General features: G+C 61.4%; 24 protein-coding genes. 19 read left to right on the top strand and 5 right to left on the bottom strand.

The window, feature by feature from the left end; all coding sequences use genetic code 11:
* Positions 1-205: 205 nt before the first annotated feature.
* From O4H31_RS00880 to rlmH, 3 genes are all read left to right on the top strand, one after another.
* The gene (locus tag O4H31_RS00880) at positions 206-1,561 is read left to right on the top strand and encodes a mechanosensitive ion channel family protein (RefSeq protein WP_269341883.1); all 1,356 of its coding nucleotides are present in this window, start codon (positions 206-208) and stop codon (positions 1,559-1,561) included.
* A 184-nt stretch (positions 1,562-1,745) separates the two neighbouring features.
* Entirely contained in the window at positions 1,746-2,117 is a 372-nt protein-coding gene (gene rsfS / locus O4H31_RS00875; RefSeq protein WP_067631153.1) for a ribosome silencing factor, read from the top strand.
* A gap of 23 nt (positions 2,118-2,140) precedes the next feature.
* Positions 2,141-2,611, top strand: coding sequence for a 23S rRNA (pseudouridine(1915)-N(3))-methyltransferase RlmH (rlmH, locus tag O4H31_RS00870; RefSeq protein ID WP_269341880.1), 471 nt, complete (start codon positions 2,141-2,143; stop codon positions 2,609-2,611).
* 24 nt (positions 2,612-2,635) lie between these two features.
* Here rlmH and O4H31_RS00865 read toward each other — a convergent pair whose 3' ends face one another.
* Positions 2,636-2,992, bottom strand: a complete 357-nt coding sequence (locus tag O4H31_RS00865; protein WP_269341879.1) for a hypothetical protein — start codon at positions 2,990-2,992, stop codon at positions 2,636-2,638.
* A 185-nt stretch (positions 2,993-3,177) separates the two neighbouring features.
* Between O4H31_RS00865 and O4H31_RS00860 the strand changes: the two genes are divergently transcribed.
* The 8 genes from O4H31_RS00860 (at position 3,178) to O4H31_RS00825 (ending at position 10,520) form a co-directional block, all read left to right on the top strand.
* On the top strand, positions 3,178-4,629 hold the full coding sequence (locus tag O4H31_RS00860; protein WP_269341877.1) for an FAD-linked oxidase C-terminal domain-containing protein: 1,452 nt from the start codon (positions 3,178-3,180) through the stop codon (positions 4,627-4,629).
* Complete coding sequence (locus tag O4H31_RS00855; RefSeq protein WP_269341875.1) at positions 4,626-5,741, top strand: FAD-binding protein; 1,116 nt, start codon at positions 4,626-4,628, stop codon at positions 5,739-5,741. The genes O4H31_RS00860 and O4H31_RS00855 overlap by 4 nt, the downstream gene beginning before the upstream one ends.
* Positions 5,742-5,754: 13 nt before the next feature.
* Positions 5,755-7,083, top strand: a complete 1,329-nt coding sequence (gene glcF, locus O4H31_RS00850; RefSeq protein WP_269341874.1) for a glycolate oxidase subunit GlcF — start codon at positions 5,755-5,757, stop codon at positions 7,081-7,083.
* A gap of 49 nt (positions 7,084-7,132) precedes the next feature.
* A complete protein-coding gene (locus O4H31_RS00845) occupies positions 7,133-7,963 on the top strand; it encodes a trypsin-like serine peptidase (protein WP_419723576.1) in 831 nt (276 codons plus the stop codon).
* 150 nt (positions 7,964-8,113) lie between these two features.
* Positions 8,114-8,584: an Hsp20 family protein gene (locus O4H31_RS00840; RefSeq protein ID WP_269341871.1), complete on the top strand. Its 471-nt coding sequence runs from the start codon at positions 8,114-8,116 to the stop codon at positions 8,582-8,584.
* Positions 8,585-8,831: 247 nt separating this feature from the next.
* A complete protein-coding gene (locus O4H31_RS00835) occupies positions 8,832-9,386 on the top strand; it encodes a hypothetical protein (RefSeq protein ID WP_269341870.1) in 555 nt (184 codons plus the stop codon).
* 186 nt (positions 9,387-9,572) lie between these two features.
* The gene (locus O4H31_RS00830; RefSeq protein WP_269341868.1) at positions 9,573-10,247 is read left to right on the top strand and encodes a metal-binding protein ZinT; all 675 of its coding nucleotides are present in this window, start codon (positions 9,573-9,575) and stop codon (positions 10,245-10,247) included.
* Positions 10,248-10,262: 15 nt separating this feature from the next.
* Entirely contained in the window at positions 10,263-10,520 is a 258-nt protein-coding gene (locus tag O4H31_RS00825) for a DUF6525 family protein (protein ID WP_269341866.1), read from the top strand.
* 58 nt (positions 10,521-10,578) lie between these two features.
* Here O4H31_RS00825 and O4H31_RS00820 read toward each other — a convergent pair whose 3' ends face one another.
* Positions 10,579-12,054, bottom strand: a complete 1,476-nt coding sequence (locus O4H31_RS00820; protein ID WP_269341863.1) for an NAD-dependent succinate-semialdehyde dehydrogenase — start codon at positions 12,052-12,054, stop codon at positions 10,579-10,581.
* Positions 12,055-12,145: 91 nt separating this feature from the next.
* Here O4H31_RS00820 and O4H31_RS00815 point away from each other — a divergent pair, with 91 nt between their 5' ends.
* From O4H31_RS00815 to O4H31_RS00805, 3 genes are all read left to right on the top strand, one after another.
* Positions 12,146-12,934, top strand: coding sequence for an alpha/beta hydrolase (locus tag O4H31_RS00815; RefSeq protein ID WP_269341862.1), 789 nt, complete (start codon positions 12,146-12,148; stop codon positions 12,932-12,934).
* Between the two features lie 128 nt (positions 12,935-13,062).
* Positions 13,063-13,692: a DUF1523 family protein gene (locus tag O4H31_RS00810; RefSeq protein WP_067631139.1), complete on the top strand. Its 630-nt coding sequence runs from the start codon at positions 13,063-13,065 to the stop codon at positions 13,690-13,692.
* Between the two features lie 76 nt (positions 13,693-13,768).
* Positions 13,769-16,279: a cation:proton antiporter gene (locus O4H31_RS00805; protein WP_269341856.1), complete on the top strand. Its 2,511-nt coding sequence runs from the start codon at positions 13,769-13,771 to the stop codon at positions 16,277-16,279.
* A 115-nt stretch (positions 16,280-16,394) separates the two neighbouring features.
* Here O4H31_RS00805 and O4H31_RS00800 read toward each other — a convergent pair whose 3' ends face one another.
* Entirely contained in the window at positions 16,395-16,907 is a 513-nt protein-coding gene (locus O4H31_RS00800; RefSeq protein ID WP_269341854.1) for a PepSY domain-containing protein, read from the bottom strand.
* Between the two features lie 108 nt (positions 16,908-17,015).
* Positions 17,016-18,593 (bottom strand): DUF5928 domain-containing protein, encoded by a 1,578-nt coding sequence (locus tag O4H31_RS00795; RefSeq protein ID WP_269341852.1) that lies wholly within the window; start codon positions 18,591-18,593, stop codon positions 17,016-17,018.
* Positions 18,594-18,762: 169 nt separating this feature from the next.
* Here O4H31_RS00795 and O4H31_RS00790 point away from each other — a divergent pair, with 169 nt between their 5' ends.
* The 5 genes from O4H31_RS00790 to O4H31_RS00770 all read left to right on the top strand — a co-directional run bounded on the left by O4H31_RS00790 (position 18,763) and on the right by O4H31_RS00770 (position 24,360).
* Positions 18,763-19,581, top strand: coding sequence for a sulfotransferase family protein (locus tag O4H31_RS00790; protein WP_243262061.1), 819 nt, complete (start codon positions 18,763-18,765; stop codon positions 19,579-19,581).
* A 47-nt stretch (positions 19,582-19,628) separates the two neighbouring features.
* Positions 19,629-20,117, top strand: a complete 489-nt coding sequence (gene smpB / locus O4H31_RS00785) for an SsrA-binding protein SmpB (RefSeq protein ID WP_269341848.1) — start codon at positions 19,629-19,631, stop codon at positions 20,115-20,117.
* 248 nt (positions 20,118-20,365) lie between these two features.
* On the top strand, positions 20,366-21,220 hold the full coding sequence (sseA, locus tag O4H31_RS00780) for a 3-mercaptopyruvate sulfurtransferase (protein WP_269341846.1): 855 nt from the start codon (positions 20,366-20,368) through the stop codon (positions 21,218-21,220).
* Between the two features lie 33 nt (positions 21,221-21,253).
* Positions 21,254-22,435 (top strand): aromatic amino acid transaminase, encoded by a 1,182-nt coding sequence (locus O4H31_RS00775; RefSeq protein WP_269341844.1) that lies wholly within the window; start codon positions 21,254-21,256, stop codon positions 22,433-22,435.
* Between the two features lie 224 nt (positions 22,436-22,659).
* Entirely contained in the window at positions 22,660-24,360 is a 1,701-nt protein-coding gene (locus O4H31_RS00770; protein WP_269341842.1) for a histidine kinase N-terminal 7TM domain-containing protein, read from the top strand.
* Positions 24,361-24,419: 59 nt separating this feature from the next.
* Here O4H31_RS00770 and amt read toward each other — a convergent pair whose 3' ends face one another.
* Positions 24,420-25,727, bottom strand: coding sequence for an ammonium transporter (gene amt / locus O4H31_RS00765; RefSeq protein WP_269341840.1), 1,308 nt, complete (start codon positions 25,725-25,727; stop codon positions 24,420-24,422).
* Between the last annotated feature and the right edge of the window lie 16 nt (positions 25,728-25,743).

The raw sequence follows: 25,743 nt of genomic DNA, 5'->3' as shown, positions 1-25,743 counted from the left end.
CTATGCGTCGCGCCGAAAAAGCGTTCGCGCAGACGCGCACGGTCGCAAAGATCAAACACCAGTATCATGGGGCCTTGGATATAGACCCTGAGCGAGTCTCGCAAGGTGGCATCGTGGGGCGGTGTGCGGAGCAGGTCGCGCGGCGGTTCTTGCTCTGGCGAGGAGCCTGTGCAACCGTGATCTTCCTGAGTTGCAAAGGCCCCACATGATCCCTGAGTCCCACCCTTTCTTGAACTTCCTTCTATCGCTTCAGGCTTTGTTTGATGGGGTTCTCGGCTTTGGTGAAAGCGTCCTGAGCCCCGGGTGGCGGCAAAACCAGATTTTGATCCTGCTGGCCTTGGTGGCGCTGGCGTGGATTTTGCACCGGGTCACCGGTGTGATGCTACAAAACTGGGTCCGTTCGCGCGAAGGCTGGTCAAAATGGCAGCTTCGTGTGGTGGTGCAGGTCAAGCGGCGGCTGGGGCTGATGTGGTTCGCGCTGCTGGCCGGGCTTTTGTATCAGGTGATGCAGAATGTCACTTGGCCTTCGCGGTCTTACCTCATCGGCTTGGCGGCGACACTGGCGGCGATCTATGTCGGCATCGCATTTGCCGCGCGGCTGGTGCGCAACCGCCCGCTGCGGCGCATGGTAACATGGGGGCTGTGGATCTACGCCACGCTCTACATGCTCAATGTCGCCGATGATGTGGCAGTGTTTCTGGATGACGTGGCGCTGACCATCGGTGAATTCCGGCTTTCGGTCCTGACCGTTCTCACCGCGCTTGTGGTGGTGGGCGCGTTGTTGACCATGGCGCGGCTGGTGAGCACCACCACCGCCGCGACGATCCGCAAGAACGAAGACATCAGCCCCTCCATGCAGGTGCTGGCCGTGAAGGGGGTGCAGATCCTACTCTATGGTCTGGCGTTCTTCATCGGGGTGCGAGCCGTGGGGATCGACCTGACCGGGCTTGCAGTGCTGTCAGGTGCGATCGGTGTGGGCCTTGGTTTTGGTCTGCAAAAGGTCGTGTCGAACCTCGTCTCGGGCGTGATCATCCTGCTGGATAAGTCGATCAAACCGGGTGATGTGATCAGTCTGGGCGAGACCTTTGGCTGGATCCAAACGCTCGGCGCGCGCTATGCCTCTGTGGTCACGCGGGACGGCAAAGAATACCTGATCCCGAACGAAGACCTCATTACCGGGCAGGTGGTGAACTGGTCGCATTCCAATGACTTTGTGCGCCTCGATATCTATTTTGGCACAGCCTATTCCGACGATCCGCATGTGGTACGCAAGCTGGCAGTCGATGCGGCCAAGGGCGTCGACCGGGTGTTGAGCTACAAGGCGCCGGTCTGTCATATTGTCGGCTTTGGCGATTCGTCGGTGGATTACATCCTGCGCTTCTGGATCAAGGATCCGACCGGCGGGCTGACCAACATTCGCGGCAATGTCTATCTGGCGCTTTGGGATGCGTTCAAGGAAAACGACATTTCCATCCCCTTCCCGCAGCGCGAGGTGAAGATCATCGAAGACAGTCAATTGGCGCTTTCACGGGCCGCAGCGACGCAGAATTTGCCTGACTAAGCGGGGATTTGCGCCACGGTTGGCGCGGAACGCATAGGGTCCATTGAAAAATCTGGCCTATATCGCTAAATTAGGGGGGCTCGGCACCGGGGCAAGCGTTCAGCATTGGCGGTGCATTACGAAGGAGGACAATGTCCTGTCTCTTAACGTTGACGCAGCGCAGGCTGCTGACCATGGGGCCGCAATGACTGCCGCCTCGCAAATCGCAACCAGCGACGACCTGCTGGCGCTTATTCTTTCCTCGCTGAATGACGACAAGGCCGAAGACATCGTGCAGATCGATCTGCGCGGCAAAACGGCCATCGGCGACTATATGGTGATCTGCTCGGGCCGCTCTACGCGGCAGGTTTCGGCGATCTCGGAAAAGCTGGCACAGGCCGTCAAAGACGCCACTGGACGTACGTCCAAGATGGAAGGCCGCGAAACCGGCGACTGGGTTTTGATCGACACAGGCGACGTGGTCGTGCATGTCTTCCGCCCCGAAGTGCGTGAGTTCTACCAGCTCGAAAAGATGTGGCTGGGCGGCGAAGACGCGGCTGCGGTCATGCCGCACTGATCCTGCTTTCGCGGGACTAAGCCATGCGGGTACATATCTGCGCTATGGGCCGGCTTCGCGCCGGTCCCGAAAAAACTCTTGTCGATGATTATCTCACCCGGTTCGACCGGACCGGGCGCGGTCTGGGCCTTGGTCCTGCGCGTGTGGTCGAGATGGAAGATAAAAAGGGCGGTGGCATGGCTGCCGAGGCCGTCCTGTTGCAACGCGCGATCCCGCAGGGCGCGGTGGTCTGCGTGTTGGATGAACGTGGCAAGGTCGAAACCTCCCCAGCATTTGCCGAACGGCTTGGCGCTTGGCGTGATGCCGGGCGGGGGGATTTGGCCTTTGTGATCGGCGGGGCGGATGGCATTGACCCCAGCCTGCGGGCGCAGGCGGATCACGCGCTATCTTTTGGCAAGATGGTCTGGCCGCATATGCTGGTGCGGGTCATGCTGGCCGAACAGCTATACCGCGCCGCCGCGATCCTATCGGGCGGACCTTATCACCGGGTCTGATGTTTAGGGGTCAGGACAGCGGGATCAGGGCAGCGGGATCGTCACCAATTCCGGCGACCAGCCACTCACACTGTCGCGCGCCTGAATGCTGACCTCAGTCATCCCATCCGGGATGCGCACGCCCGACAGCGAGCGGGTGAAGGGCTGCTCTTTGGTGTGCGGATGCGCCAGATTGCGCGTGCCCAAAGGCTCCCCCTCGGGGTCCAGAATGCGCCAAGCATCGGCATAGTGATCCCAACCGCTGTCGTTGTGGCGGATGGTAACGTCAAATTTCCACAGATCCCCCTGTCGATCGACCGTGACATTCAAAATGTCGGGCGGATCGGCCAAGGCCGGCATGGCAAAAGCCAATAGGGTGAGAATGAGGCTGCGTTTGAACATGTGGCACCAATAAAACAACAAACTGAATATAGCGCATTTCGGAAGGGTTCCAAGGTAAGCACAGCGCGGCTCCGCGCAATTCACCGTGAGGCTGCAAATTAGTGGTGCAATTGCACCAAGCGCGCGGCAGTCTGGTCAAACCGGCGGCATAGTCTTTATGCTGCAGGTCAAGAGGAGGGACCGCGATGCAGATGCCAACACCCGATGCCGGGATCATTGCGCGCAAAGCGCGAGTCGTCGCACGGCTGCGTGCGGCGCTGCCCCGCAATGCCGTCATCGACGATGAGCATGAGACCCGCGCCTATGAATGCGACGCGCTCACAGCCTATAAATGCCCCCCTTTGGCCGTGACCCTTCCGGCCAGCACCCAAGAAGTCTCTACCGTGCTGCGGATATGTCATGAGGAAGGCGTGCCTGTCGTGCCGCGCGGGTCGGGCACCTCGCTTGCCGGTGGGGCCTTGCCCACGGCCGATAGTGTTGTGCTAGGGGTGGCCCGCATGGCCGAGGTGCTTGAGGTCGACTATGACAACCGCCTGATGCGGGTGCAGACCGGGCGCACCAATCTCAGCGTGACCGGCGCGGTGGAGGAGGACGGTTTTTTCTACGCCCCCGACCCCTCCAGCCAGTTGGCCTGTGCCATCGCAGGGAATATCGCGATGAACTCGGGCGGGGCGCACTGTCTGAAATACGGGGTCACCACCAACAACCTCTTGGGCGTCACCATGGTGATGATGAATGGCGAAGTGGTCGAGATCGGCGGCGGCTATATGGATGCAGGCGGGCTGGACCTTCTGGGGCTGGTCTGCGGCTCCGAAGGGCAGTTGGGCGTGGTGACCGAAGCCACCCTGCGCATCCTGCCCAAACCCGAAGGCGCGCGGCCTGTGCTGATGGGCTTTGACGATAACGCCGTGGCGGGGGCCTGTGTCAGTGACATCATCAAGGCCGGGGTGCTGCCGGTTGCGATCGAATTCATGGACCGCCCCTGTATCGAGGCGACAGAGGCTTTCGCCCATGCAGGCTACCCGATGTGCGAGGCGCTGCTAATCGTCGAGGTCGAAGGCTCCGACGCCGAGATCGATCACCAGCTTGCCTTGATCACCGAGATCGCCCGCCGCCACAACCCGGTGGAACTGCGCGAAAGCACCAGCGCCGAAGAAAGCGCGGCGATCTGGCTGGGGCGCAAATCGGCCTTCGGTGCGATGGGGCAGATCAACGACTACATGTGTCTGGATGGCACGATCCCGGTGAACGAGCTGCCGATGGTGCTGCGGCTCATTGGCGAGATGTCGGACAGCTATGGCCTTAAAGTCGGCAACGTCTTTCACGCAGGCGACGGCAATATGCACCCGCTGATCCTGTTTGACGCCAACAAACCCGGCGATCTGGAAAAATGCGAAGCCTTCGGCGCGGATATCCTGCGGCTTTGTGTCGAGGCGGGCGGCTGTCTGACCGGGGAGCACGGCGTGGGCATCGAAAAGCGCGATCTGATGCATGTGCAATATGCCCCGGCGGATCTTGAGGCGCAGTTGGCGGTGAAAGATGCGTTTGACCCGGCGTGGCTGTTGAACCCGGCCAAGGTCTTTCCTTTGGATGTCACGGAAGGGCGGCGCGGCAGCGGCACATCGGTGGCCGCGTGACGGTAACCTCTGAGGCAGAATTGGTCGATGCGATCCGAGCCGCGCAGGCGCCATTGTCCTTGCGGGGCGGCAATACGCGCGGCATGGCCGGGCCGGGGGCGGACCTGTCGCTTGCGGGATTGCGAGGCATCAGCCTCTATGAGCCGGGCGCGCTGACGCTGGTGGCGCAGGCAGGCACGCCGGTCTCCGAGATTGAGACGACATTGGCCGCCGAAGGCCAGCGGCTGGCGTTTGAGCCAATGGACCACCGCGCGCTTATGGGCTGCAGTGGCACGCCGACCATCGGCGGGATCTTTGCCGCCAATGTCAGCGGCCCGCGGCGGCTTGCTGTGGGGGCCGCGCGGGATTTCCTGTTGGGCGTGCGTTTTGTCGATGGGCAGGGGAACGTTATTAAGAACGGGGGCCGGGTGATGAAGAACGTCACTGGCTATGATCTGGTCAAGCTGATGGCCGGGTCGCGCGGAACATTGGGCGCGCTGACCGAGGTGTCGCTAAAGGTACTGCCCGAACCGGAAACCAGCGCGACGCTTGTGCTTTCTGATCTGGACGACCCCGCAGCCATCGCCGCCATGGCACAGGCGATGCGCAGCCCTTTCGAGGTCACCGCAGCAGCCCATGACCCGGCACAGGGTCGGACGTTTTTGCGGCTGGAGGGGTTTGAGAGTTCCGTCACTTACAGGCTCGGAAGGCTGAAAGATCTGCTCTCGCCAACCGGTGCCGAGCTTGCAGACATCGCGGCAGAGCCTTCCGCCACGCTTTGGCGTGACCTGCGTGATGTGGCGGCTTTTCATGGAGCGCCGGGGGATGTCTGGCGGGTGCATTGCCGTCCGACTGAGGCACCGGCGCTCGCGGCAAAGGCCGGAGCCGAGGCACATCTTTATGACTGGGCCGGCGGGTTGATCTGGCTGCGGATGGCCCCCGGAACGGACCTGCGCGCGCGCTTGGGTCTGTATGATGGACACGCGACGTTGTTGCGGGCCGAGGATGCGGCGCAGACGCTGCCCCGGCAGGAACCCGAAGCACCGGGCGTGGCGCGTTTGACGACCGGGCTGAGAGCCAAGTTCGACCCCCGTGGCCTGTTCAATGCCCCAGCCTTGGCCCACAGCGCATAATTTCGGAGCCTTCATGCAAACCACCTTCACCCCCGAGCAGTTGCAGGACCCCGACACGCAGCGCAGCAACGACATCCTGCGCGCCTGTGTACACTGCGGCTTCTGCACGGCGACTTGCCCGACCTATCAGGTCTTGGGCGATGAGTTGGACAGCCCGCGCGGACGCATCTACCTGATCAAGGACATGCTTGAGAACGACCGCGAACCGGACCCAAAGACGGTGCTGCACATCGACCGCTGCCTGTCCTGCCTCGCCTGTATGACGACCTGCCCCTCGGGCGTGCATTATATGCATCTGGTCGACCACGCGCGCAGCTACATCGAAGAGCGGTACAAGCGGCCAATGGGGGAACGCGCGCTGCGTTGGATGCTGGCGCGGATCCTGCCATATCCCACACGCTTTCGACTGGCGCTTTTAGGGGCCAAGATCGGGCGGCCCTTCGCGCGGCTGATGCCCGACGCCCGGCTGCGCGCCATGCTTGAGATGGCGCCAAAAACGATCCCCCCGGTCAGCCGCAATGACGATCCGCAAAGCTTCCCGGCTCAGGGCAAACCGCTGCGGCGTGTGGCCCTGATGACCGGCTGCGCGCAGAAGGCGCTGAACACCGATATCAATGACGCGACGATCCGGTTGCTGACCCGCGCGGGCTGCGAGGTGGTGGTGGCCGAAGGCGCGGGCTGTTGTGGCGCACTGACCCATCACATGGGCAAGACCGATGAAAGTCACGCCCATGCCGCCCGCAACATCCGCGCATGGCGGGCCGAGATGGATGGCGAGGGGCTGGATGCCATCGTGATCAACACCTCAGGTTGCGGCACCACGGTCAAGGACTACGGCCATATGTTCCGCAATGATCCGCTGGCAGAGGATGCCGCGCGGGTTTCGGCCTTGGCAAAGGATGTGACGGAGCTGCTTGCGGAATTGGACCTGCCTTTAGTCGAACCGGCAGAGCCGGGCATGGTCGTCGCCTATCACGCGGCCTGCTCGCTGCAACATGGGCAACAGATCAAGGCCACGCCGAAGACCCTGCTGAAACAGGCGGGGTTCACGGTGGTAGAGCCTGCCGATAGCCACCTCTGCTGTGGCTCGGCGGGCACGTATAACCTCATGCAGCCCGAGATTTCGGCCAAGCTGAAAGAGCGCAAGATCAAGACCTTGGAGGCGAAATCGCCGGATGTCATCGCGGCGGGCAACATTGGCTGCATGATGCAGATCGGCTCGGGCACGGGGGTGCCGGTGGTGCATAGTGTCGAACTGCTTGATTGGGCCTGCGGTGGGCCAAAACCGCCCGCGCTCAGCCGCGACCCCGATGCGCCCGCGCAGGTGCCGCGTTTGCGTTAAGCCTACGCCGTATTTTCGCCGCAACTCCCCTATATCCGCCAAAGTGGACATGGTTTTGAGGTGCATTTTGCGACAATTGTTGGCGGCTTTTCTCGGGGTCTTTACCTTCGCAACGACGGCGATGGCCCAAGACAGCGCGCTCAAGGCGCTCGACAACGGTGTCGACGCCGCCGCTTGGGAGGCCGTGGGCCGTCTCGACATCGGCGGCACCGGCTTTTGCACCGGCACCCTGATCGCGCCGCGTCTGGTGCTGACCGCCGCGCATTGCCTGTTTGACCGCGAAACCAAGGCTCGGATCGACCATGGCGAAGTGCAGTTCCTCGCCGGCTGGCGCAATGGCCGCGCCGGGGCCTACCGCGATATCCGCCGCGCCGTGGTGCATCCCGACTACGTCTATGACGGAGAGGTATCCTCGGGTCGGGTGCGCAATGATCTGGCGCTCTTGGAGCTCTCCCGACCCATCCGCAACACGACGATCCGTCCCTTTGGCACCGCCGCGCGGCCGCGTCCCGGCGACAGCGTGGGCGTGGTCAGCTATGCCCGTGACCGGGCTGAAGCGCCGTCCCTGCAAGAGGTTTGTAAGGTTTTGGCGCAGCAAGAAGGGGTTCTTGTCACCTCTTGTTCAGTCGATTTCGGCTCCAGCGGCGCGCCGATCTTTAGCATTGTCGCGGGCGAGGCGCATATCGTCTCGGTCGTTTCGGCCAAGGCCGAGGTCGAGGGCACGCAGGTTTCCCTTGGCACCGCTCTGGGCGCGCCCTTGGCGCTGCTGCAAGCGGAACTGGTGGCGGGCAAAGGGGTGTTTCTGGATTCCAACCCCGCAGGCAAGCGCATCCGGGTCGGAGAAGAGCGCGGCACCGGTGCGAAATTCATCCGGCCCTAAATCTGCGACCCCAAGTCTTGAAAGCGCGCAAAACCCTTCCCACATGAGCTTTGCCGAGGTGCCTCTATAGGGCTTCGGCGCTTGAAAAACCGGGTCTGTCCAATGGTGGAAGGCCCGATATGTCAATCGCTCAAAGATGAGGATGAACACATGCGTAGCTTTGATTTCGCACCCCTTTACCGCTCCAGCGTTGGTTTTGACCAGATCGCCAATATGATGGACCGGGTTCTGACAAATGATGGGGCCACCCCCAGCTATCCCCCCTACAATATCGAAAAGCTCGATAACGATGCCTACCGCATCTCCATCGCCGTGGCTGGTTTCTCTGACAGCGACCTGAGCGTCGAAGTACGTGAGAAGGCGCTGATCGTTTCGGCCCGCAAGGCGGATGAGGATGAGGCTAAGACCTACCTGCACCGCGGCATCGCCACCCGCGCCTTTGAGCGTCGCTTCCATCTGGCGGACCACGTTCAGGTGATCGGCGCGGCCCATGCCAACGGCATGCTGCATATCGAGCTTGAGCGGCAGGTGCCTGAGGCCCTGAAACCACGCCAGATCGCCATCTCTTCCGAGGTGAAGGCGATCGACAAGCACGTGGTTGACGCCAAGTCCGTGAACTAAGCCCGGTTCCATTCCGAGCTTTGTGAAGGCCCGCTATCCGGCGGGCCTTTTTTCGTTGGCGTTGGCGCTTGAGGGGGTCCCTTCGTGGGAGAATATCTGCCGAAGGTGGGGCGCGAAAACGGCGGCTTTCTGCTGCGCAGCGGGGCGGGGCAAACCATGCGAAAGCTGTCGGGTTGAGTGGGGGACCGGGCAGGCGTGCTCGGGCAACAGCGTGCAGAGTACCGCACGCGCAATGAAAGGAAGAACCATGAATAACTATGCAAATTCCCTACGCAAGCTGACCCTGACCACGGCTGTCACGGCGCTTATGGCCGCCCCGATTGCTGCACAGGCTCAGACCGCCGATGTCGGCGTTGGCGCTGATGTGAATGCCGAAGCAAACGCCGGTGTAGGCGCCGATATGGCCGACACTGCGACCGGTGCTGATGTCGCGGCGGGCGCCGATAGCGCCATTTCCGCCGACACCGATCTGAACGTCGAAGACCGGGTCGCGGAGACCATGCCGAGCGAGAGCGACACGGATGTCGATATCGCGCTCGATGGCAGCACCGTGGCCGTCGCGTCGGACGACACTGTCATCGGCACGATTTCCAATGCGGAACCACAGGCCGATGGCTCTGTGCGCTATTCCATCGATCTGGCCAACGATTTCGCCGCAGATAGCGACCGCGCGGTCGTGCAGATCGACCAAGATGTTGACGCCGAAGGCCAACTTGTCATTGGCATGACAGGCGAAGAATTCGCCGCAGCCCTGACCCAGCAAGTGAACGCGGGCAGCGCGGCGCAGACCCGGACCAACTAAGACGGGTCACTCCCAGGGCGTCTCTCTCCCCCGCCCGGAGGCCGGCAGCACGAACGTGCTGTCGGCTTTTTTATGTGCCGGGGTCGGGGGTTTGTCGGCTTGCAAATGACTTGGGGGAAAGGTACTCGGCAATAGTTATGACATAACATATCGAATCACCGCCCAGGTTACATCACGGAGAGCGACATGCCCCACACATCCGCATCCCCGCTTTTCTTTCTGACGCTCAGCGCTGGCATTACCCTTTCGGCCCCTGCCTTCGCCGATACGAAAGAGGTGTCGCATGACCACGATCATAACCATGCGCATGACCATGCCCACGGCCAAGACGACATCTACAAAGGCTATTTCGATGACGCACAGATCAAGGACCGGCCCCTGTCGGATTGGGCGGGTGAATGGCAATCGGTCTACCCGCTCTTGCAGCAGGGCGCGCTGGACGAGGTGATGCAGCACAAGGCCGAAGACAGCGACAAAACAGCGGCGGAGTACAAAGCCTATTACGATGTCGGCTATGCCACGGATGTGGACCGCATCACCATCGAGGGCAACGCCGTGACCTTCTTTCGGGACGGGGATCCGGTGCAGGGGCGCTATGCCAGCGATGGCTACGAAGTGCTGACCTACGAAAAGGGCAACCGCGGCGTGCGCTATGTTTTTGCCAAAGAAGGTGGCGATGCCGAAGCGCCGGGCTTTATCCAGTTCAGCGACCACATCATCGCACCGCAAAAGGCCGATCACTACCACCTCTATTGGGGCGATGATCGCGCCAAGGTTCTAGAGGAATTGACAAATTGGCCGACCTATTTCCCCGCCGAGATGAGCGCGTCTGAGATCGCGGCGGATATGCAGGCGCATTAAGGGCGGCCATCCAGCATGTCTGGCAAAAAGCGAAACCTGCGAAGCGGGCTGAAACAACGGCGGCGTCAGGGGGATCCGATGGCGGCCTATGACCGATTGCCGCCCCCGCTTAGGGCATGGCTGGCGCAGGCGGCGCTGCCGTGGTCGCCGCAGTCAGCCCATCGGCTGTGGTGTCGGGCCTTGCAGCGTTGCGAAGGCGATGCGGTGGGGGCCGCCCTCCACCTAAACCGCGCAGAGCACCGGATGCTGGCGCAGGACCGGTTGCAGATCTGAGCAAAAACAAACGGGGCGCGCCCTAGGCACGCCCCGTTCTATCAATCGTCCCAGGTGCTTAGACCGACAGGCAGACGTATTTCATCTCAAGATAGTCTTCGATCCCGTGGTGCGATCCTTCGCGCCCAAGGCCGGATTGCTTGACCCCACCAAAGGGCGCAAGCTCGGTCGAGATGATACCGGTGTTCACGCCGACGATGCCGTATTCCAGCGCCTCGGCCACCTTGTAGACGCGGCTCAGGTCTTTGGCATAGAAGTAAGAGGCAAGGCCAAAGATCGTGTCGTTCGCCATGGCGATCACGTCGTCCACATCGTCGAACTTGAACAGCGGCGCGAGCGGGCCGAATGTCTCTTCCTTGGCGACTTTCATGTCCTGCGTCACGCCGGTCACGATGGTCGGGCCGAAGAAGTTGCCGCCCATGTCGTCCTTGGCGTTGCCCAGAATGATCTCGGCCCCGTTGTCGACCGCGTCCTTGATGTGCTCGCGCACCTTGTCCGAGGCTTCGGGGTTGATCAGCGGGCCAAGGTCGGTGCCCTCTTCAAGGCCGTCGCCGACCTTCATCTTGCTCACCCGGTCCTTCAGCTTGGCGGCGAAGGCGTCATAGACCCCGGCCTGCACGTAGATCCGGTTGGCGCAGACGCAGGTCTGGCCGTTGTTGCGGAACTTGCACATGATCGCGCCTTCGACGGCGGCATCCAGATCGGCGTCATCGAAGACGATGAAGGGTGCGTTGCCGCCCAGCTCCATCGAACATTTCATCACCTGATCGGCGGCCTGTTTCAGCAGGATGCGCCCGACTTCGGTGGAGCCGGTGAAGGTAAGCTTGCGCACGGCGGGGTTCTCGCAGAACTCTTTGCCCACAGCCGACGAGGACGACGACGGCAACACGTTGAACACGCCTGCGGGAATGCCTGCACGTTCGGCCAGCACACCCATGACGATGGCCGAGAGCGGTGTCTCCGCCGCCGGGCGCGCCACGAATGAACAGCCCGCCGCCAACGCCGGAGCCGCCTTGCGGGTGATCATCGCATTGGGGAAGTTCCACGGCGTGATCGAAGCGGCAACGCCGATGGGCTGCTTCATCACCATGATGCGCTTGTCGCGCTGGTGACCGGGGATCATCTCGCCGTAGACGCGCTTGGCTTCTTCGCCGAAGAACTCGATGAACGACGCGCCATAGGCGATCTCGCCCTTGGCTTCGGCCAGCGGTTTGCCCTGTTCGGCGGTCAGGATGGTGCCCAGATCGTCTTGGTTCTCCATCATCAGGTCAAACCATTTGCGCATCACTGCGGCGCGTTCCTTGCCGGTCCAACTGGCCCAGTCCTTTTGCGCCTTTTCGGCCTGTGCAATAGCGCCCGCGACTTGCGCGCGGCTGAGGTCAGCAACCTGTGCGATGACATCGCCCCGCGCGGGATTGGTCACGTCAAAGGTGCCGTCTTCACCGTCAACCCATTGGCCACCGATATAGGCGCGGGTTTCAAGCAGGCTGGGGTCTTTCAGCAGTGATTTCAGATCCGTCTTAGCATCAGTCATGTCATCTCTCCGCTATTCTCTATAGCCTCCAAAGCAACAACGAGTATGATTGTCCAGTTCAGTTTGATCAAATCCGGGGTGGGAGACCCAAATGATGCTAGATGACGCCTATGCAAATGCTGCCTATATCGACGGGGCCGACGGCTTTCCGCCCCGCTGGGAAAAGGAGGCGGAGGCATTCCGCGCGTCATTGGGGGCGCGGGCGCAATTGAATGTGCGCTACGGCCCTTCGGACCGTCAGAAGTTCGATTTCTTCCAGCCCGAGGGCGTGTCGCGCGGCACGGCGGTCTTTGTGCATGGCGGCTATTGGAAGGCGTTCGACAAAAGCTATTGGTCGCATCTGGCCGCCGGTCCGCTGGCGCGGGGCTATGCCGTGGCTATGCCGTCTTATGACCTTTGCCCCGATGTGCGTATCTCTGAGATCTCCACGCAGATCGCGGCCGCGCTGACCGAAGTGGCGAACCGCACGCAGGGCACCATCGTTCTGTCGGGCCATTCGGCGGGCGGGCATTTGGTGGCGCGCATGACCGACCCCCTGCTGCTCGGGGCCGAGGTGCGCGACCGGATCACGCGGATCGTGCCGATCTCGCCCGTGGCTGACCTTGCGCCGCTGCTTCAGACCCAGATGAACGAAACCCTGCGGCTGGACGAGGCCGAGGCCGAGGCGGAAAGCCCCATGAACATGACGCCGCCGCACGGCGTCGATGTCACCGTTTGGGTGGGCGCTCAGGAGCGGCCCGCCTTCCTTGAACAGGCCGAGAATTTCGCCCGCAGTTGGGGCGCGAAACAGGTCGTGGCCGAAGGCAAGCACCATTTCGACGTGATCGACCCGTTGGCCGAGCCGGACAGCGACCTGACCAAAGCACTATTGGGCAGCTAGGCCCCACATTTTACGGCAGATGCCCTGCGTTAATGCACGTAAGGCATTTGCCGCAGTGCCGCAGAAACACTATGTCAGAGGGGCAAAGGCCCCTGTTCGGCCAAGCGACGCAATTGAAAGGGCCGAAGATGAGAATCGTTAAATGGGTGTTCTGGGTGACCGTCTGGGTGCTGGTAGCGGCGTTCTTCCATTATACCCTGCCACAGACCGATATCGTTCGGGTCACGGACACCTATGAAAAGCGGATCGACTTCGGCAACAGTTCGATCTTCTGGGCCGGCTCTGCGACGGATAGTGCCGGGCAAGCGGTCAACCGCGATGTCTTTTTCATCCAGACCCGCCGCGCCAAGGGCGATGTCATGGTTTATCGCAACGAAGACACTGGCTGGGGCTGGCCGCCCTATTTCAAATTCGACACTGCCAATCTTCAGGCCGAAGCGGCAGACGCACGCAGCACCACCGGCGCGCCGCAGTATTACGCGCTGAAACACTATGGTTGGCGTAGTGAGCTTTTGTCGATCTACCCCAATGCCATCTCGCTGCGCCCTGTCGAAGGGCCGGAGGCGAGCAAGGGTATTCCGTTCGTGACCATCATCGTGCTGACCCTTGTGGCGGCCCTGTTCTATGCCATCTGGGTGCGGTGGCGGCGGTTCCGCCGCGCGCGGTTGGACCCAAGGATCGAGGCAATCGAGGATGACTTCGCCGCGCGCCGAGGGCGCTTTGCCCGGTGGCGTGCCGAACGGCGCGCCCGGAAGTAACCTCACCAAGAACTGTAAACGCTGAGCGGGGCAGGTAACGCCCCGCATTCAGCTAAATTCTGGTATTCCATCCTATATGGACATCATCCTCGTCACCACGATCATTGCGTCGCTCTTTGTCGTTATCGGTTTGGCCGAACCCTTTGCCGCGCGGTTGCAACTGCCGTTCAGCGTGATCCTTGCGGTCGTGGGGATCCTCATCGGGGCGTCGGCGATCTTTTTCCTGCGCACCGATCTGACGGATGCGCTGAATCCAATGGCGGCGGCCATTCTGGGGCTGCCGATCCGGTCTAACGTCTTCCTCTATGTTTTCCTGCCGACGCTTTTGTTTCAGGCGACGCTGGGGATGAACCTGCGGCGCATGGTGGATGACTGGGTTCCCATTCTCGTGCTGGCCGTGGTGGCCGTGGTGGTGGCGACCGTTAGCATCGGCTACGCGCTATTTTGGGTCAGTGCTATTCCACTGGCGGCCTGTCTGCTGATTGGGGCGATCGTTTCGACCACGGACCCTTCGGCGGTGGTCTCGATCTTTCGCTCAATCTCGGCCCCGCGGCGGTTGGCGCGGATCATTGAGGGTGAGAGCCTGCTGAACGACGCCGCCGCCATCGCGCTGTTTGGCCTTTTCATGGGCTATGTGATGCTGGGCATCCCCGACCCGGAACTGGGCAATGCTCTCGCGCAATTCCCGGTGTTGATCGCAGGCGGGGCGCTGGTGGGCTGGCTGGGCGCGCGGATCGCGGTTTGGGTGATGGCGCTGTTCGCGCGGCATGAACTGGCGCAGCAGTCGATCTCGGTCGCGCTGCCCTATCTGGCCTATATCGTGGCCGAGCAAAGCGTCGGCGCCTCGGGAGTGATCGCCGTGGTGGCCGCGGGGTTGACGCTGAACCTCACGGCACCGGGGCGGTTGCCACCGCAGGCGCTGACCAACCTGCGCGAACTTTGGGACGTGCTGGCCCATTGGGCCGGGGCGCTCATCTTTATCCTCGCAGCACTACTGATCCCCCGGCTGTTGGAAGAAGTCCGGCTAGAGGATTTCTTTCTCATTGCCGTGGTCGTCGTGGCCGCCATTTTCGCCCGTGCAGTGATCCTTTTCGGGCTGCTGCCCCTGCTGACCGCGGCCAAGCTTTCGCCCTCGGTCGAGCGGCCCTACCGGGTGGCGATCCTTTGGGGGGGGTTGCGCGGGGCGGTCACTCTGGCGCTGGCGCTGGCGGTGACGGAAAGCGTGCGGGTGCCGGATGATATCCAGCGGATCGTGGGTATCTTGGCCACGGGTTTCACCCTGTTTACCCTGCTGGCCCAAGGTACGACGCTGCGCTGGATCATTGGGCGGCTGGGGCTGGATCAACTGTCGCCCATCGACCACGCCCTGTCGCGGCAGGTGATCGCCGTGGCCCTGCAAACCGTGCGCGAAGACGTGGCTCAAACGACCGAGAATTACGATCTGAACCGCGATATCGTGCGGTCCGAAGCCAAGCGCTTTGGCGAACGGCTTGAGACGGCGGTCAAGACTGCGGAGGAGGCGACCGATATCCTTGACCGGGACCGGATCGCGCTTGGTCTCATCGCGCTGGCAGGGCACGAGCGCGACACAATCCTCGCACGGGTGCGGGAGCGAACGATCTCGGCCCGGATGGCTGATCTGGTGCTCTCGGATGCGGACCGGCTGATCGAAGGGGCGCGGACCCAAGGCCGCAGCGGGTACCAGCGCGCGGCGCGGCGCAGCGTGGCCTATGGGCGCACCTTTCGCGCGGCGGCGGTCCTGCACGGGCGTTACGGCGTTTCGGGGCCCTTGGCGCGGATGACGGCGGACCGCTTTGAAATGCTGCTGTCGCAGCGGCTGATCCTGCGCGATCTGGGCACCTTTATCGATGGGCGTATTCGCCGGATTCACGGGCGGCGGGTGGCGGAATTGCTGCACGATCTGCTGGCGCGCCGCATCGAAGGCATCGAAACCGCGCTGGAGGGGCTGCGGCTGCAGTATCCGGGCTATGCCGAGGAGCTGGAGCGGCGTTTCATTCGTCGCACGGCGCTGCGGTTGGAGGAACGCGAATACACGTTGATGCGCGAAGACGGGCTGTTCGGAGCCGAGGTCTATACCGCGCTGATGCAGGAATTGGCCACGCGGCGTACGGCGGCAGAGGGGCGTCCGGGTCTTGACCTTGCCGTGCGGCGCGGCGCCTTTATCGAACAGTTTCCGCTGTTTGCGGATCTGGGTGAGGGCGCGCTCAAACGGCTCAGCCGGGTGCTCAAAACCCGCTATGTAGATATCGGCGATGTGGTTTTGCACAAGGAAAGCCCTGCACGCAGCGTGTTTTTCATCGCCTCGGGCGCGGTCGAGTTGGAAAGTGCAGGTCAGACTTGGCGGCTTGGTCGGGGGGAGATGTTCGGCCAGATGGCGATCCTGACGAACCGTGTGCGCCGGGTGGATGTCCGCGCCATCGCACCGACCACGCTTTTGGTGCTGGACGAAGACCGCTTTCGCCGCCTGCTGGAGCGGAGTGCGGCCCTGCGCGACGCGGTGCGGGCCAGCGCAGAGAAGCGCGGCATCGATCCGGTGGATTTGCTCTCGGGGGGCGGGGCTGGATAGGCTGCTTGGCAATCGCGGACGGGGTGTTTGGGGCCGGTGTTGCGCAGCGGTATTTGAAAAAGGATGAAGATAGGGGGGGTGCGGCCGGTAGAGGCGGCCGCACCTTGGGGTGAGGTTAGTCGTCTTGGGTGATTTCGCCGGTGGAGGCGTCAATCAGCACCTCGCGTTCGCCTGTCGCGTCGGTCAGTTCGACCTCATAGACCATGCGGTCATCTTCTTCGTCGAGCGAGAGTTCCTCGATCCTTGTGCCGTCTTGGCCTTCAAGTTCGGCCAACGCTTTCATCAGCACATCGCGGGAGGAGCCAGCGGCGCGGAGTTCATCTTCTTGGAAGAGACCGCTGAGAAAGCTGGTGAGCTGTTCTTCGGATTGCGAGATCACCTCGCCGGTGGCGGCATTGACCGTGACTTCGTAGACAGCCTCGCCGCGGACAAGGTCAATTTCATAGACCAGCGCATCGCCTTCGGTTTCGATCTCGGCTTCCAGCACGCCGCCGTCGATGCTGCTTTGCGCGGCTTTGATGGCTTGGGACATGCTGACGCGCTCGGCCTCTGGGGCGGTTTCTTGGGCGAAGAGCGCAGTGGGGGCGATCAGGAGCGATGCGGCGAGGGCGGTGAACTTATGTGGCATGGGAAACCTCATGAAATGTGTTGCGGTTTGCCGGTTCCCTATTGGGTGACGGCGTTCGTGGTTCAACGCTTGGCAAAGCGTGCTGTTCCATGGGGTAGGGGGTCTGCGTTAATCCGCGAAGAGGTTGTCGCTCTGGGCGATTGCGCGGGCCTTGTCCTCGCTCACGTTGAGAAAGCGCGCGAGGGCAGACGTGTTCGTTTCGGTGTCGGCGTATTCAGATAGGCGTGTATAGTTTTCAAACTGTGCGTCACGGATCTGGTCGACCTCATGCAGCATGTTCCCCCGGATCGTAGGCAGCAGGCGCGTGAGGTTTTCCTGCGAGGTCTGTTCCCCGGTCAGACCGATGCGCAGGGCGTGGCCGGTGAGATAGGCATCTGTCAGCTTGCATTCGACTTCGAGCATGCGCACCTCTGCGCGGTCTGAGGCGAAATCGCGCAGCAGGTCGAGGTTGGATGTATCAATGCAGACGATCAGCCGCCTGCTGTCGTAGTAGTCATAGAGCATCCGCATCAAGGCGCGCCGGTGGCGGGTGCGTTTTTCCAGCGTGGTTTGAATGCCGCCGAGATCGGGCAGGGGGGTGTCTTCTTCGTTGAAGAGGAAATCCACCGCCGGAAGGTCGGTTTCCTGACGTATCCGACCGACGAGCCGTTTGGCGACATGCCATTTCTTGGCGAGGATGATCAGCAATTCACGCTCGCGGCCAAGGCTGGCTTCGGTCTCCCAAAAGCGGGGGGCGAAGCGGCGGCCGATGCGGCCCCTTGCGGTGAGGAAGTCGAATAGGTTGCGGCCTTCGTCGCTGATCTGAAATTTCACGCCTTGGGCGGCATAGAGCAGGCCGAGGCGGCGTTTGAGGTCCAGCGCTTCGGGGCTGATTTTGCGCGCGAAGAGGTGGTTTTGACCGAGCAGCAGATCGTAGTGATCGTTGTAGAATGTGACCGGCATGCCGTAGTCGGAGAACAGCAGGAAGGTCAGGCTGCGGTTGGAAATTTCGGCCTCGGGGACCAGATGGCGCACGAGGGTTTGGAAAAACGTCTCATCCGGGATCCATGTGCTGCGGAAAAAGCGCATCACGTCGCGGCGTTTGTGGGTGAATGCTATCAGCGCCTCAACGGTCCGGCGGCGCAGGCACCACCACTGGCTGCCGATTTGCACCTGAAGGTCAGCGGGGATTTTGCGGGTGAGGCCAAGGCGTTTCTGGACCTCAAACATCGCGTAGAACCGCTTGCGCTGTGTGCGTTCGTTGAGCCAGTGGCGATAGATCAGCCGCTCTTCTTTCCAGCCGGTCTTGATCCAATCGCTGTCGAAATAATCCACGCTTTCGATGAAATCGGTGTCGTTCTCGTCAAAAAACTGATGTGCGTATTCGGCGGATTTGATTGCCATGCAATCGCCGGACATCAGGTAGAAATGCGTGGCGCGGGGGAAGCTTTGCAGCGCGGCGGTGAGCGTATCCAGCGTGGCCTGTACCAAAGACCATTCGCCCCAACCGCAACGGATGCGTTTGCGCGGAAAGGTGACGTTGGCGTTGTCGCCCAAGGCGGCAGTGATTTGGGCGTAATCGGCGGCACTGGCTGAGGCGTCAAAATGGATCGCCATATAATCGCCCGCCGCAGTCAGCCGCTCCGCCTGCCGGATGACGGCCTCCGGATCTTTGTGGCACAGCAGGATATAGGCAATTTTCGCCATGCAGGATACCGAATGTCCTTGTCGCGGCCCGCTTGCATCGGCCTTTTGTCGTGGGTCATTTACCTAGTTAATGGTGAAGACCGATTGAATAAACAGCATTTCTTTGCTTTTTTGCTGCAAGGCCAGATTGTTGCTTAAAACAGTCAGCGCCAGCAGGAGGCGAGCGAGCATGGGTTTTCCCGGAACATGGATGACGGAGAGCGAGAGCATGGTGTACCGGGTGGTGCCCAAATGCGCCTGTTCGACCATCGGCCAGATCATGTATTACTCCGATCATGGCGAATTCTTTGACGGGGACATCCATGATGCCAAGGCGGGCATTCACAAATGGGCCTTGGATGCATCGCAGGGGCCGATCACCGAGAATGTCACGGCGCGCAAGTCCTATGCCTTTACCTGCGTGCGCAATCCCTACACGCGGGTTCTATCGTCCTTCTTTGACAAGATTTGCGGCATCCAGCGCAATGGGCGGCGGTATCGCGGCAATTTGGTGCCGCTGCTGGTGCAGAAATACGGGATCGACGTGGGGGGCGATGACGGCAAGCAGGAGTTTGACCAGATTGCCAGCTTCCGGCGCTTCTTGCTGTTTGCGCGCGATACCATTCGTTGGCGGCGGCCGATGGACCCGGACATTCACTGGTCTGCGGTGTCGGGCCATGTCAGCACCTTCATCATCAATGGCGGCACCTACGATAATATCATTTGGACCGAGCAGTTTAACGAGGGCATGCAACAAGTGCTCAACGCGGTGGAGACACCGCATAAGGTCGATCTTGCAGCAATCCCGCGCTTTAACGAAAGCGAAGGTCACGGCCCCAAGCGGGCGCATCCGGTTGAAGATTACTTTGACGATCTGTCGATGCATCTGATGCGCGAGATCTACAAACGCGACTTCGATCTGTTCAAATATGACTTCGACAATCCGGGGAACAAGCAGCCTGTGGGCGAGATCGATCTGGATGAGGTACACGCCAAACTGGGTGACTGAGCGGCAGCATCTTGCACCGGGGCGGGTCGCGCTCTACATGCTTTGGCATGTCACAGGTCAAAACCAGCTCCAAATCCGATCCAAACTATAAGGTGATCGCCGAAAACCGCCGCGCGCGGTTTGATTACGCTATCGAAGAAGACATCGAATGCGGCATCATCCTTGAAGGGTCCGAGGTCAAATCTCTGCGCGAAGGTGGGGCGAATATCGCCGAAAGTTACGCCGCCGTGGAGGATGGTGAGCTGTGGTTGGTGAATTCCTATGTGGCGCCCTACAAGCAGGCCAAGACCTTCCAGCATGAGGAACGCCGCCGCCGTAAGTTGTTGGTGAGCCGCAAGGAATTGGCGGACCTGTGGAACGCGACGCAGCGCAAGGGCATGACGCTGGTGCCGCTGGTGATGTATTTTAACCATCGCGGCATGGCGAAGATCAAGATCGGCGTGGCCAAGGGTAAGAAGCTGCATGACAAGCGCGAGACGGCGGCCAAGCGCGATTGGTCGCGGCAGAAGCAGCGGTTGTTGAAGGATCACGGCTGATACGCGCGGCAGGCCCGGAATCAAGCCGCAGGCGCCGGGCCATCGCCTGCCCCTCCCCGGGGTAGGCGATTTGGTGAGGCTGGGTGCTCCTTCGCAAGCACACATCAAACCTGAACTATAAAGTGGCATGAATACCCTATAGCATCGCCAACCCAGGGGCAGGCAACGCCCCTCACCGCCCCCTTCCACTTGCCAGCATCCCCTACCGGTTATAGTCAAGGGCAACGCCCGCGACGAAGGAGGCCCCGATGGCCGACGATCCCAAGACATTGGTTTCAACCGACTGGTTGGCTCAGCACCTGAAAGACCCGGACCTGCGCATCCTTGATGCCTCGTGGTATCTGCCTGACGCCGGGCGCGATCCGAAGGCTGAGTATGACGCCGCCCATATCCCCGGCGCGCGTTTCTTTGACATTGATGACATCTCGGACGCGCGGTCGGACCTGCCGCATATGGCCCCCCCGATCGAAAAATTCATGTCGCGCCTGCGCGCGATGGGCGTGGGTGATGGGCATCAAGTGGTGGTCTATGACGGCGCGGGGCTGATGTCTGCGGCGCGTGTCTGGTGGCTGTTCCGCCTGATGGGGCAAGAGAACGTCGCCGTGCTGGATGGTGGTCTGCCGAAATGGCAGGCCGAGGGGCGCGAGACCGAAGATATGCCGCCCGTTCCGCGTGATCGCCATATGACCGTGCGCTTTCAGAACCAACTGGTGCGCGATGTGACGCAGGTCGCCCATGCCTCCAAGCTCGGGGATCCGCAGATCGTTGACGCCCGCGCCGCCGCACGCTTCCGTGGTGACGCGCCTGAGCCGCGTGCGGGGCTGCGGGCTGGTCATATTCCGGGCGCGCGCAATGTGCCCTTCACCGAATTGCTCAACGACGACAAGACTATGAAGACCCCCGAAGAGACCCGCGCCATTTTCGAGGCGGCGGGCGTGGACCTGTCGAAACCCGTCATCACCTCTTGCGGGTCGGGCATCACCGCCGCCGTGCTGGCGCTGGCGCTGGAGCGGGCGGGTCACCGCAAATGGTCGCTCTACGATGGCTCTTGGGCGGAGTGGGGCATGTTTCCCACCGTGCCCGTCGCCACTGGCGCGGCTTAACCCTTTTTAGTTACCTTCCAACCGGAGAACCCCATGTTCGAGACGCTCAAGGCGCAACCCGCTGACAAGATCCTCGCCCTTGTACAGGCCTACCGCGAAGACCCGCGTGACACGAAGATCGACCTCGGTGTCGGTGTCTACAAAGACGCCAGCGGCAACACCCCGGTGATGCGCGCCGTGAAAGCAGCCGAGCAGCGCATCTGGGAAAACCAAGACACCAAGGTCTACACCGGTCTGGCGGGCGATCCGGCCTATACCAACGCGATGGCCGCGCTGGTGTTGGGTGATGCCGTGCCGCGCGGCGCGATTGCCGCTGCCGCCACCCCCGGTGGCACCGGTGCTGTGCGTCAGGCCTTTGAACTGGTGCGTATGGCCAACCCCGATGCGCGCGTTTTTGTGTCTGACCCGACATGGCCGAACCACCTGTCGATCCTGTCCTATCTGGGCATGGAAGTGGTCAACTACCGATATTTCGACAGCGCGACCGGCGGCGTGAACTTCGATGGGATGATCGAAGACCTCAAAACCGCCAAAAAGGGCGATGTGGTGTTGCTGCATGGCTGCTGCCACAACCCGACCGGCGCGAACCTTAACAGCAGTGAATGGGATGCGGTGATCGAAGTGCTGCAAAGCACCGGTGCCGTGCCGATGATCGACATCGCCTATCAGGGCTTTGGCGACGGGCTGGAAGCCGATGCCGCCGCGACCCGCAAAGTGGCGTCTTCGGTGCCTGAGTGCCTGATCGCGGCAAGCTGCTCCAAGAACTTCGGCATCTACCGCGAGCGGACCGGCATCCTGATGCTGGTGGCTTCCGAAGCGGCCCAAGGGCTGAACCAAGCCACTTTGGCCTTCCTCAACCGCCAGAACTACAGCTTCCCGCCCGACCACGGCGCGCGGATCGTGTCGACCATCCTGACCGATGACGAACTTAAGGCCGACTGGAAGGCCGAGTTGGAAGACGTACGCAACGCCATGCTGGCCCTGCGTGAGCAGCTGGCCGGTGAATTGCAGCGCCTGTCCGGGTCGGACCGCTTTGGGTTCCTCGCCCAGCACCGGGGCATGTTCTCGCGTCTTGGCACCACCCCGGACAAGGTCGAAGCGCTGCGCGAAAACCATGGCATCTATATGGTGGGTGACAGCCGTATGAACATCGCAGGGTTGAACCAAAACAGCGTGCCAATTCTGGCCCGCGCGATCATCGACGTAGGCATCTAATGCCATTTCGGGCCGCGCCTGTCGCGGCCCGAACACCCTGCCGGACCAAGCCTAGATAACACAACCGGGTGCTATGCCCCCGTAATGTCTACATTAAAACAGAACTTGGTCGGATTGCCCGGATTGAGTACCTTGAGCAAAAACTTAGGGTCAGGCAAATTTTAGAATCAATTTTTCAGTGCATTCGTTTGGATGTGGGCACGCCAGCCGTACAGCTCGTGATTGTGACGGCATCGGTTGTCACCGTCTTGGGCTATTGGGTGCGTGGGCATAGCAGTCTGCCGGGTAAACATTGGTTTCTGCTGGCGATCTTTGCCATGGACCTGTGGCTTCTTTCGGTCGGAGTCGAGCTTTCGGCCACTTCGGCAACCTGTGCCTTTGGGGTGAGCCGTTGGGCGTGGATCGGCTTTGTGTTGCTGCCGACCTTCTGGGCCTTTTTCCTTTACGAATATGCACTCGGGGCCAAGGTGCCGCGGTATCTGGTGCCGCTCTGCGCCGGGGTCGCCCCTGCGTTGATCACCCTCGCGGCAGTGACAAGCGGCTGGCATGAGAAATTCTACGGGCCGGAAACCAAGTGGCTTTTGAGCGAAGAGGGTGCCTACGTCCAATCTGACCACGGCCCGCTCTTTTTCATCGCGATCACCTATCTTTATATGGTCATCGTGGCCGCGGCGGTGGTGGCGGGCCGTGCAGTACGGACGGCCAACCCCGCGGTGCGCAGCTTCTTCCTAAAGCTCTTCGCCGCGACGCTGATCCCCATGGTGGCCAATCTGGGCTATATTCTGGGCGGGATCACGCTGTTTCACACCGATCCGACGCCCTTTTCCTTTGCGCTTTCGCTGACGCTGGTGGTTTGGCTGGTGGCTGACAACCGCTGGATCGATGTCAACGCGATCGCGCGGGAGCTGTTGTTCTATAACAGCACCGACCCGGTTTTCGTGGTCGACCCATCAGGGGTTGCGATTGAGACGAACCCGGCTGCGGCCGACCTGTTGCGCCGCGGCGCAGAGCCCGAAGCACCGCTGAGCGAGTTCGGAGAGCTGGGGCCAGTCATTCGCTATCTCGCGGCCCACGGCAGCCTGCCGGACGTGACAGATATCCAGTTGGGACACCGCCATTTCGCCGTGCGCGCCCATGCGATTTCCTTGGGTGTCGGGCAAAAACAGGTTGGTTGGGCGGTGGCGCTCTTGGATGTGACGGTGCAAAAGATCGCCGCTCAAAAAGCGATCGCAGCTGAGCAGATGCAGATGCAGTTCCTTGCCACGGTGAGCCATGAGTTGCGGACCCCGCTGACGGTGATCAATGGCGCGCTTGGCCTGCTGTCACAGGGCGGCGCAAAGCTGAACGATGCGCAAAAGGGCCGTTTGCTTGGAAAGGCCACAGACAGTTCCGAGACGCTGACGACGCTGGTTAACGATTTGATCGACACGCAAAGCCTCAGCAGTGCGGCGTTCAGCATTGACCTTCAATCTGTTGCACTTGGCCCGCTGGTGCAGGGCGCTGTGGCGCGCGCGGAAAGCCTGCAACCCGACAAGGATATCCGTTTCACCTGCGCGTTGTCTGATGCCCCCCTGATCGTGGAGGCGGATGCCGAGAGGTTGGGTCAGGTCTTTGGCAATGTGCTCTCCAACGCGGTGAAGTTCTCTTTGCCCGGCGGTTTGGTGGAAGTCAGCCTTGAGCAAGCCGAAGGCATGGCGCTGGTGCAGGTAAGCGATAGCGGCTGCGGCATTCCTCCGGGGGCGGAGGAGCAGGTCTTTGCCCGTTTCTCGCAGCTGGACGGCTCCGACACGAAAACCGCCTATGGCAGCGGTCTGGGGATGCATATCACGCGGCAAATTCTGGACCGGCACGGCGGCAGCATCCGCTATGTCAGCGCGCCGGGTGTCGGCACGACCTTTACGATTTCTTTACCCTTGGTGGCCTAACGCAAACCGCCCGGCCATTGCTGGCCGGGCGGTCAATTGCTTGGCGATTTGGCTAGGGCTTAGCCCTTGGCGAACTCGGGGTAGGCTTCCATCCCCAGTTCGGACATGTCCAGACCGGTGATCTCGGCTTCTTCGCTGACGCGGATACCGCCGGCAGCTTTCAGGATCAGCCAGACAACGAAGCTGACGACGAAGACAAAGAGGCCAACCGCGGCAAAGCCAATGATCTGTGTGACGAAGGATGTGCCCTCGGTATAGACCGGCACCACCAGCGTGCCCCAGAAGCCAGCGATCAGGTGAACCGGGATCGCGCCGACCACGTCATCGATCTTGAACTTGTCGAGCATGGGCACGGTGAAGACCACGATGACACCACCAACGGCACCGATCCAAAGCGCGCCGAACAATGTCGGGTCAAGCGGCCCGGCAGTGATCGAGACGAGGCCCGCCAACGCGCCGTTCAGCACCATGGTCAGGTCGACCTTTTTGTACATCACCTGTGTCAGGATCAGTGCAGCGACAGCACCTGCGGCAGCGGCCATATTGGTGTTGGCAAAGATCTGCGCTACGGCATCGACATCTTCGATTGTGCCCATGGCAAGCTGCGACGCACCGTTAAAGCCGAACCAGCCCATCCACAGGATGAATGTGCCCAAAGTGGCGAGCGCAAGGTTGGAGCCCGGCATCGGCACAACGCGGCCATCTTTGCTGTATTTGCCCAAGCGCGGCCCCAGTACGATGGCACCAGCGAGGGCGGCAAAGCCACCAGCGGCGTGCACAAGGGTCGACCCGGCAAAATCGCTAAAGCCCATTGCGGAAAGGAAACCGCCGCCCCACTGCCAAGATGCTTCGATCGGGTAGATGAAGCCGGTCAGCACGACCACGAAGATCAGGAAGGGCCAGAGTTTGATCCGCTCGGCCAGCGCGCCGGACACGATGGAGGCGGTGGTGGCGCAGAACATCAACTGAAAGAAGAAGTCGGAAGCGTTGGAATAGCCGCCTGCGTCAATCTCGGTCTTGATGTCTTTGGTGGCGAAGGTGCCAAAGACGCCTTCCATGATCCAATTGCCGTCACCGGGGTACATGATGTTGTAGCCCACCAGCCAATACATGACCGCGGCAATGGCAAAGAGGCCCATGTTCTTGGTCAGCTGTGTTGTGACGTTCTTGGAGCGGACAAGCCCGGCTTCCAGCATGGCGAAACCCGCCGCCATCCAAAAGACGAGGAAACCGCCGATCAGGAAAAGCAGGGTGTTAAAGATGAAGGTCGTATCCGCCAGCGTCGCGTATTCCGCGTCCTGTGCCAGCGCCAGCCCGGGCAGGGCGATGACCGCCGCTGCGAGGGGAAGTATTAGGTTGGGTTTCATATGGTCGTTTCCTGTC

Source organism: Sulfitobacter dubius (assembly GCF_027214245.1).
Lineage (GTDB): Bacteria > Pseudomonadota > Alphaproteobacteria > Rhodobacterales > Rhodobacteraceae > Sulfitobacter > Sulfitobacter dubius_A.
Note: the sequence above shows the minus strand (reverse complement) of the source record. Positions and strands in the feature narration are given on the sequence as shown.

Bases quoted from the DNA above. Each gene is read 5' to 3' on its own strand.
- O4H31_RS00880 (WP_269341883.1), top strand. From the start codon at position 206: ATGATCCCTGAGTCCCACCCTTTCTTGAACTTCCTTCTATCGCTTCAG.
- rsfS (WP_067631153.1), top strand. From the start codon at position 1,746: ATGACTGCCGCCTCGCAAATCGCAACCAGCGACGACCTGCTGGCGCTT.
- rlmH (WP_269341880.1), top strand. From the start codon at position 2,141: ATGCGGGTACATATCTGCGCTATGGGCCGGCTTCGCGCCGGTCCCGAA.
- O4H31_RS00865 (WP_269341879.1), bottom strand. From the start codon at position 2,992: ATGTTCAAACGCAGCCTCATTCTCACCCTATTGGCTTTTGCCATGCCG.
- O4H31_RS00860 (WP_269341877.1), top strand. From the start codon at position 3,178: ATGCAGATGCCAACACCCGATGCCGGGATCATTGCGCGCAAAGCGCGA.
- glcF (WP_269341874.1), top strand. From the start codon at position 5,755: ATGCAAACCACCTTCACCCCCGAGCAGTTGCAGGACCCCGACACGCAG.
- O4H31_RS00845 (WP_419723576.1), top strand. From the start codon at position 7,133: ATGGTTTTGAGGTGCATTTTGCGACAATTGTTGGCGGCTTTTCTCGGG.
- O4H31_RS00840 (WP_269341871.1), top strand. From the start codon at position 8,114: ATGCGTAGCTTTGATTTCGCACCCCTTTACCGCTCCAGCGTTGGTTTT.
- O4H31_RS00835 (WP_269341870.1), top strand. From the start codon at position 8,832: ATGAATAACTATGCAAATTCCCTACGCAAGCTGACCCTGACCACGGCT.
- O4H31_RS00830 (WP_269341868.1), top strand. From the start codon at position 9,573: ATGCCCCACACATCCGCATCCCCGCTTTTCTTTCTGACGCTCAGCGCT.
- O4H31_RS00825 (WP_269341866.1), top strand. From the start codon at position 10,263: ATGTCTGGCAAAAAGCGAAACCTGCGAAGCGGGCTGAAACAACGGCGG.
- O4H31_RS00820 (WP_269341863.1), bottom strand. From the start codon at position 12,054: ATGACTGATGCTAAGACGGATCTGAAATCACTGCTGAAAGACCCCAGC.
- O4H31_RS00815 (WP_269341862.1), top strand. From the start codon at position 12,146: ATGATGCTAGATGACGCCTATGCAAATGCTGCCTATATCGACGGGGCC.
- O4H31_RS00810 (WP_067631139.1), top strand. From the start codon at position 13,063: ATGAGAATCGTTAAATGGGTGTTCTGGGTGACCGTCTGGGTGCTGGTA.
- O4H31_RS00805 (WP_269341856.1), top strand. From the start codon at position 13,769: ATGGACATCATCCTCGTCACCACGATCATTGCGTCGCTCTTTGTCGTT.
- O4H31_RS00800 (WP_269341854.1), bottom strand. From the start codon at position 16,907: ATGCCACATAAGTTCACCGCCCTCGCCGCATCGCTCCTGATCGCCCCC.
- O4H31_RS00795 (WP_269341852.1), bottom strand. From the start codon at position 18,593: ATGGCGAAAATTGCCTATATCCTGCTGTGCCACAAAGATCCGGAGGCC.
- O4H31_RS00790 (WP_243262061.1), top strand. From the start codon at position 18,763: ATGGGTTTTCCCGGAACATGGATGACGGAGAGCGAGAGCATGGTGTAC.
- smpB (WP_269341848.1), top strand. From the start codon at position 19,629: ATGTCACAGGTCAAAACCAGCTCCAAATCCGATCCAAACTATAAGGTG.
- sseA (WP_269341846.1), top strand. From the start codon at position 20,366: ATGGCCGACGATCCCAAGACATTGGTTTCAACCGACTGGTTGGCTCAG.
- O4H31_RS00775 (WP_269341844.1), top strand. From the start codon at position 21,254: ATGTTCGAGACGCTCAAGGCGCAACCCGCTGACAAGATCCTCGCCCTT.
- amt (WP_269341840.1), bottom strand. From the start codon at position 25,727: ATGAAACCCAACCTAATACTTCCCCTCGCAGCGGCGGTCATCGCCCTG.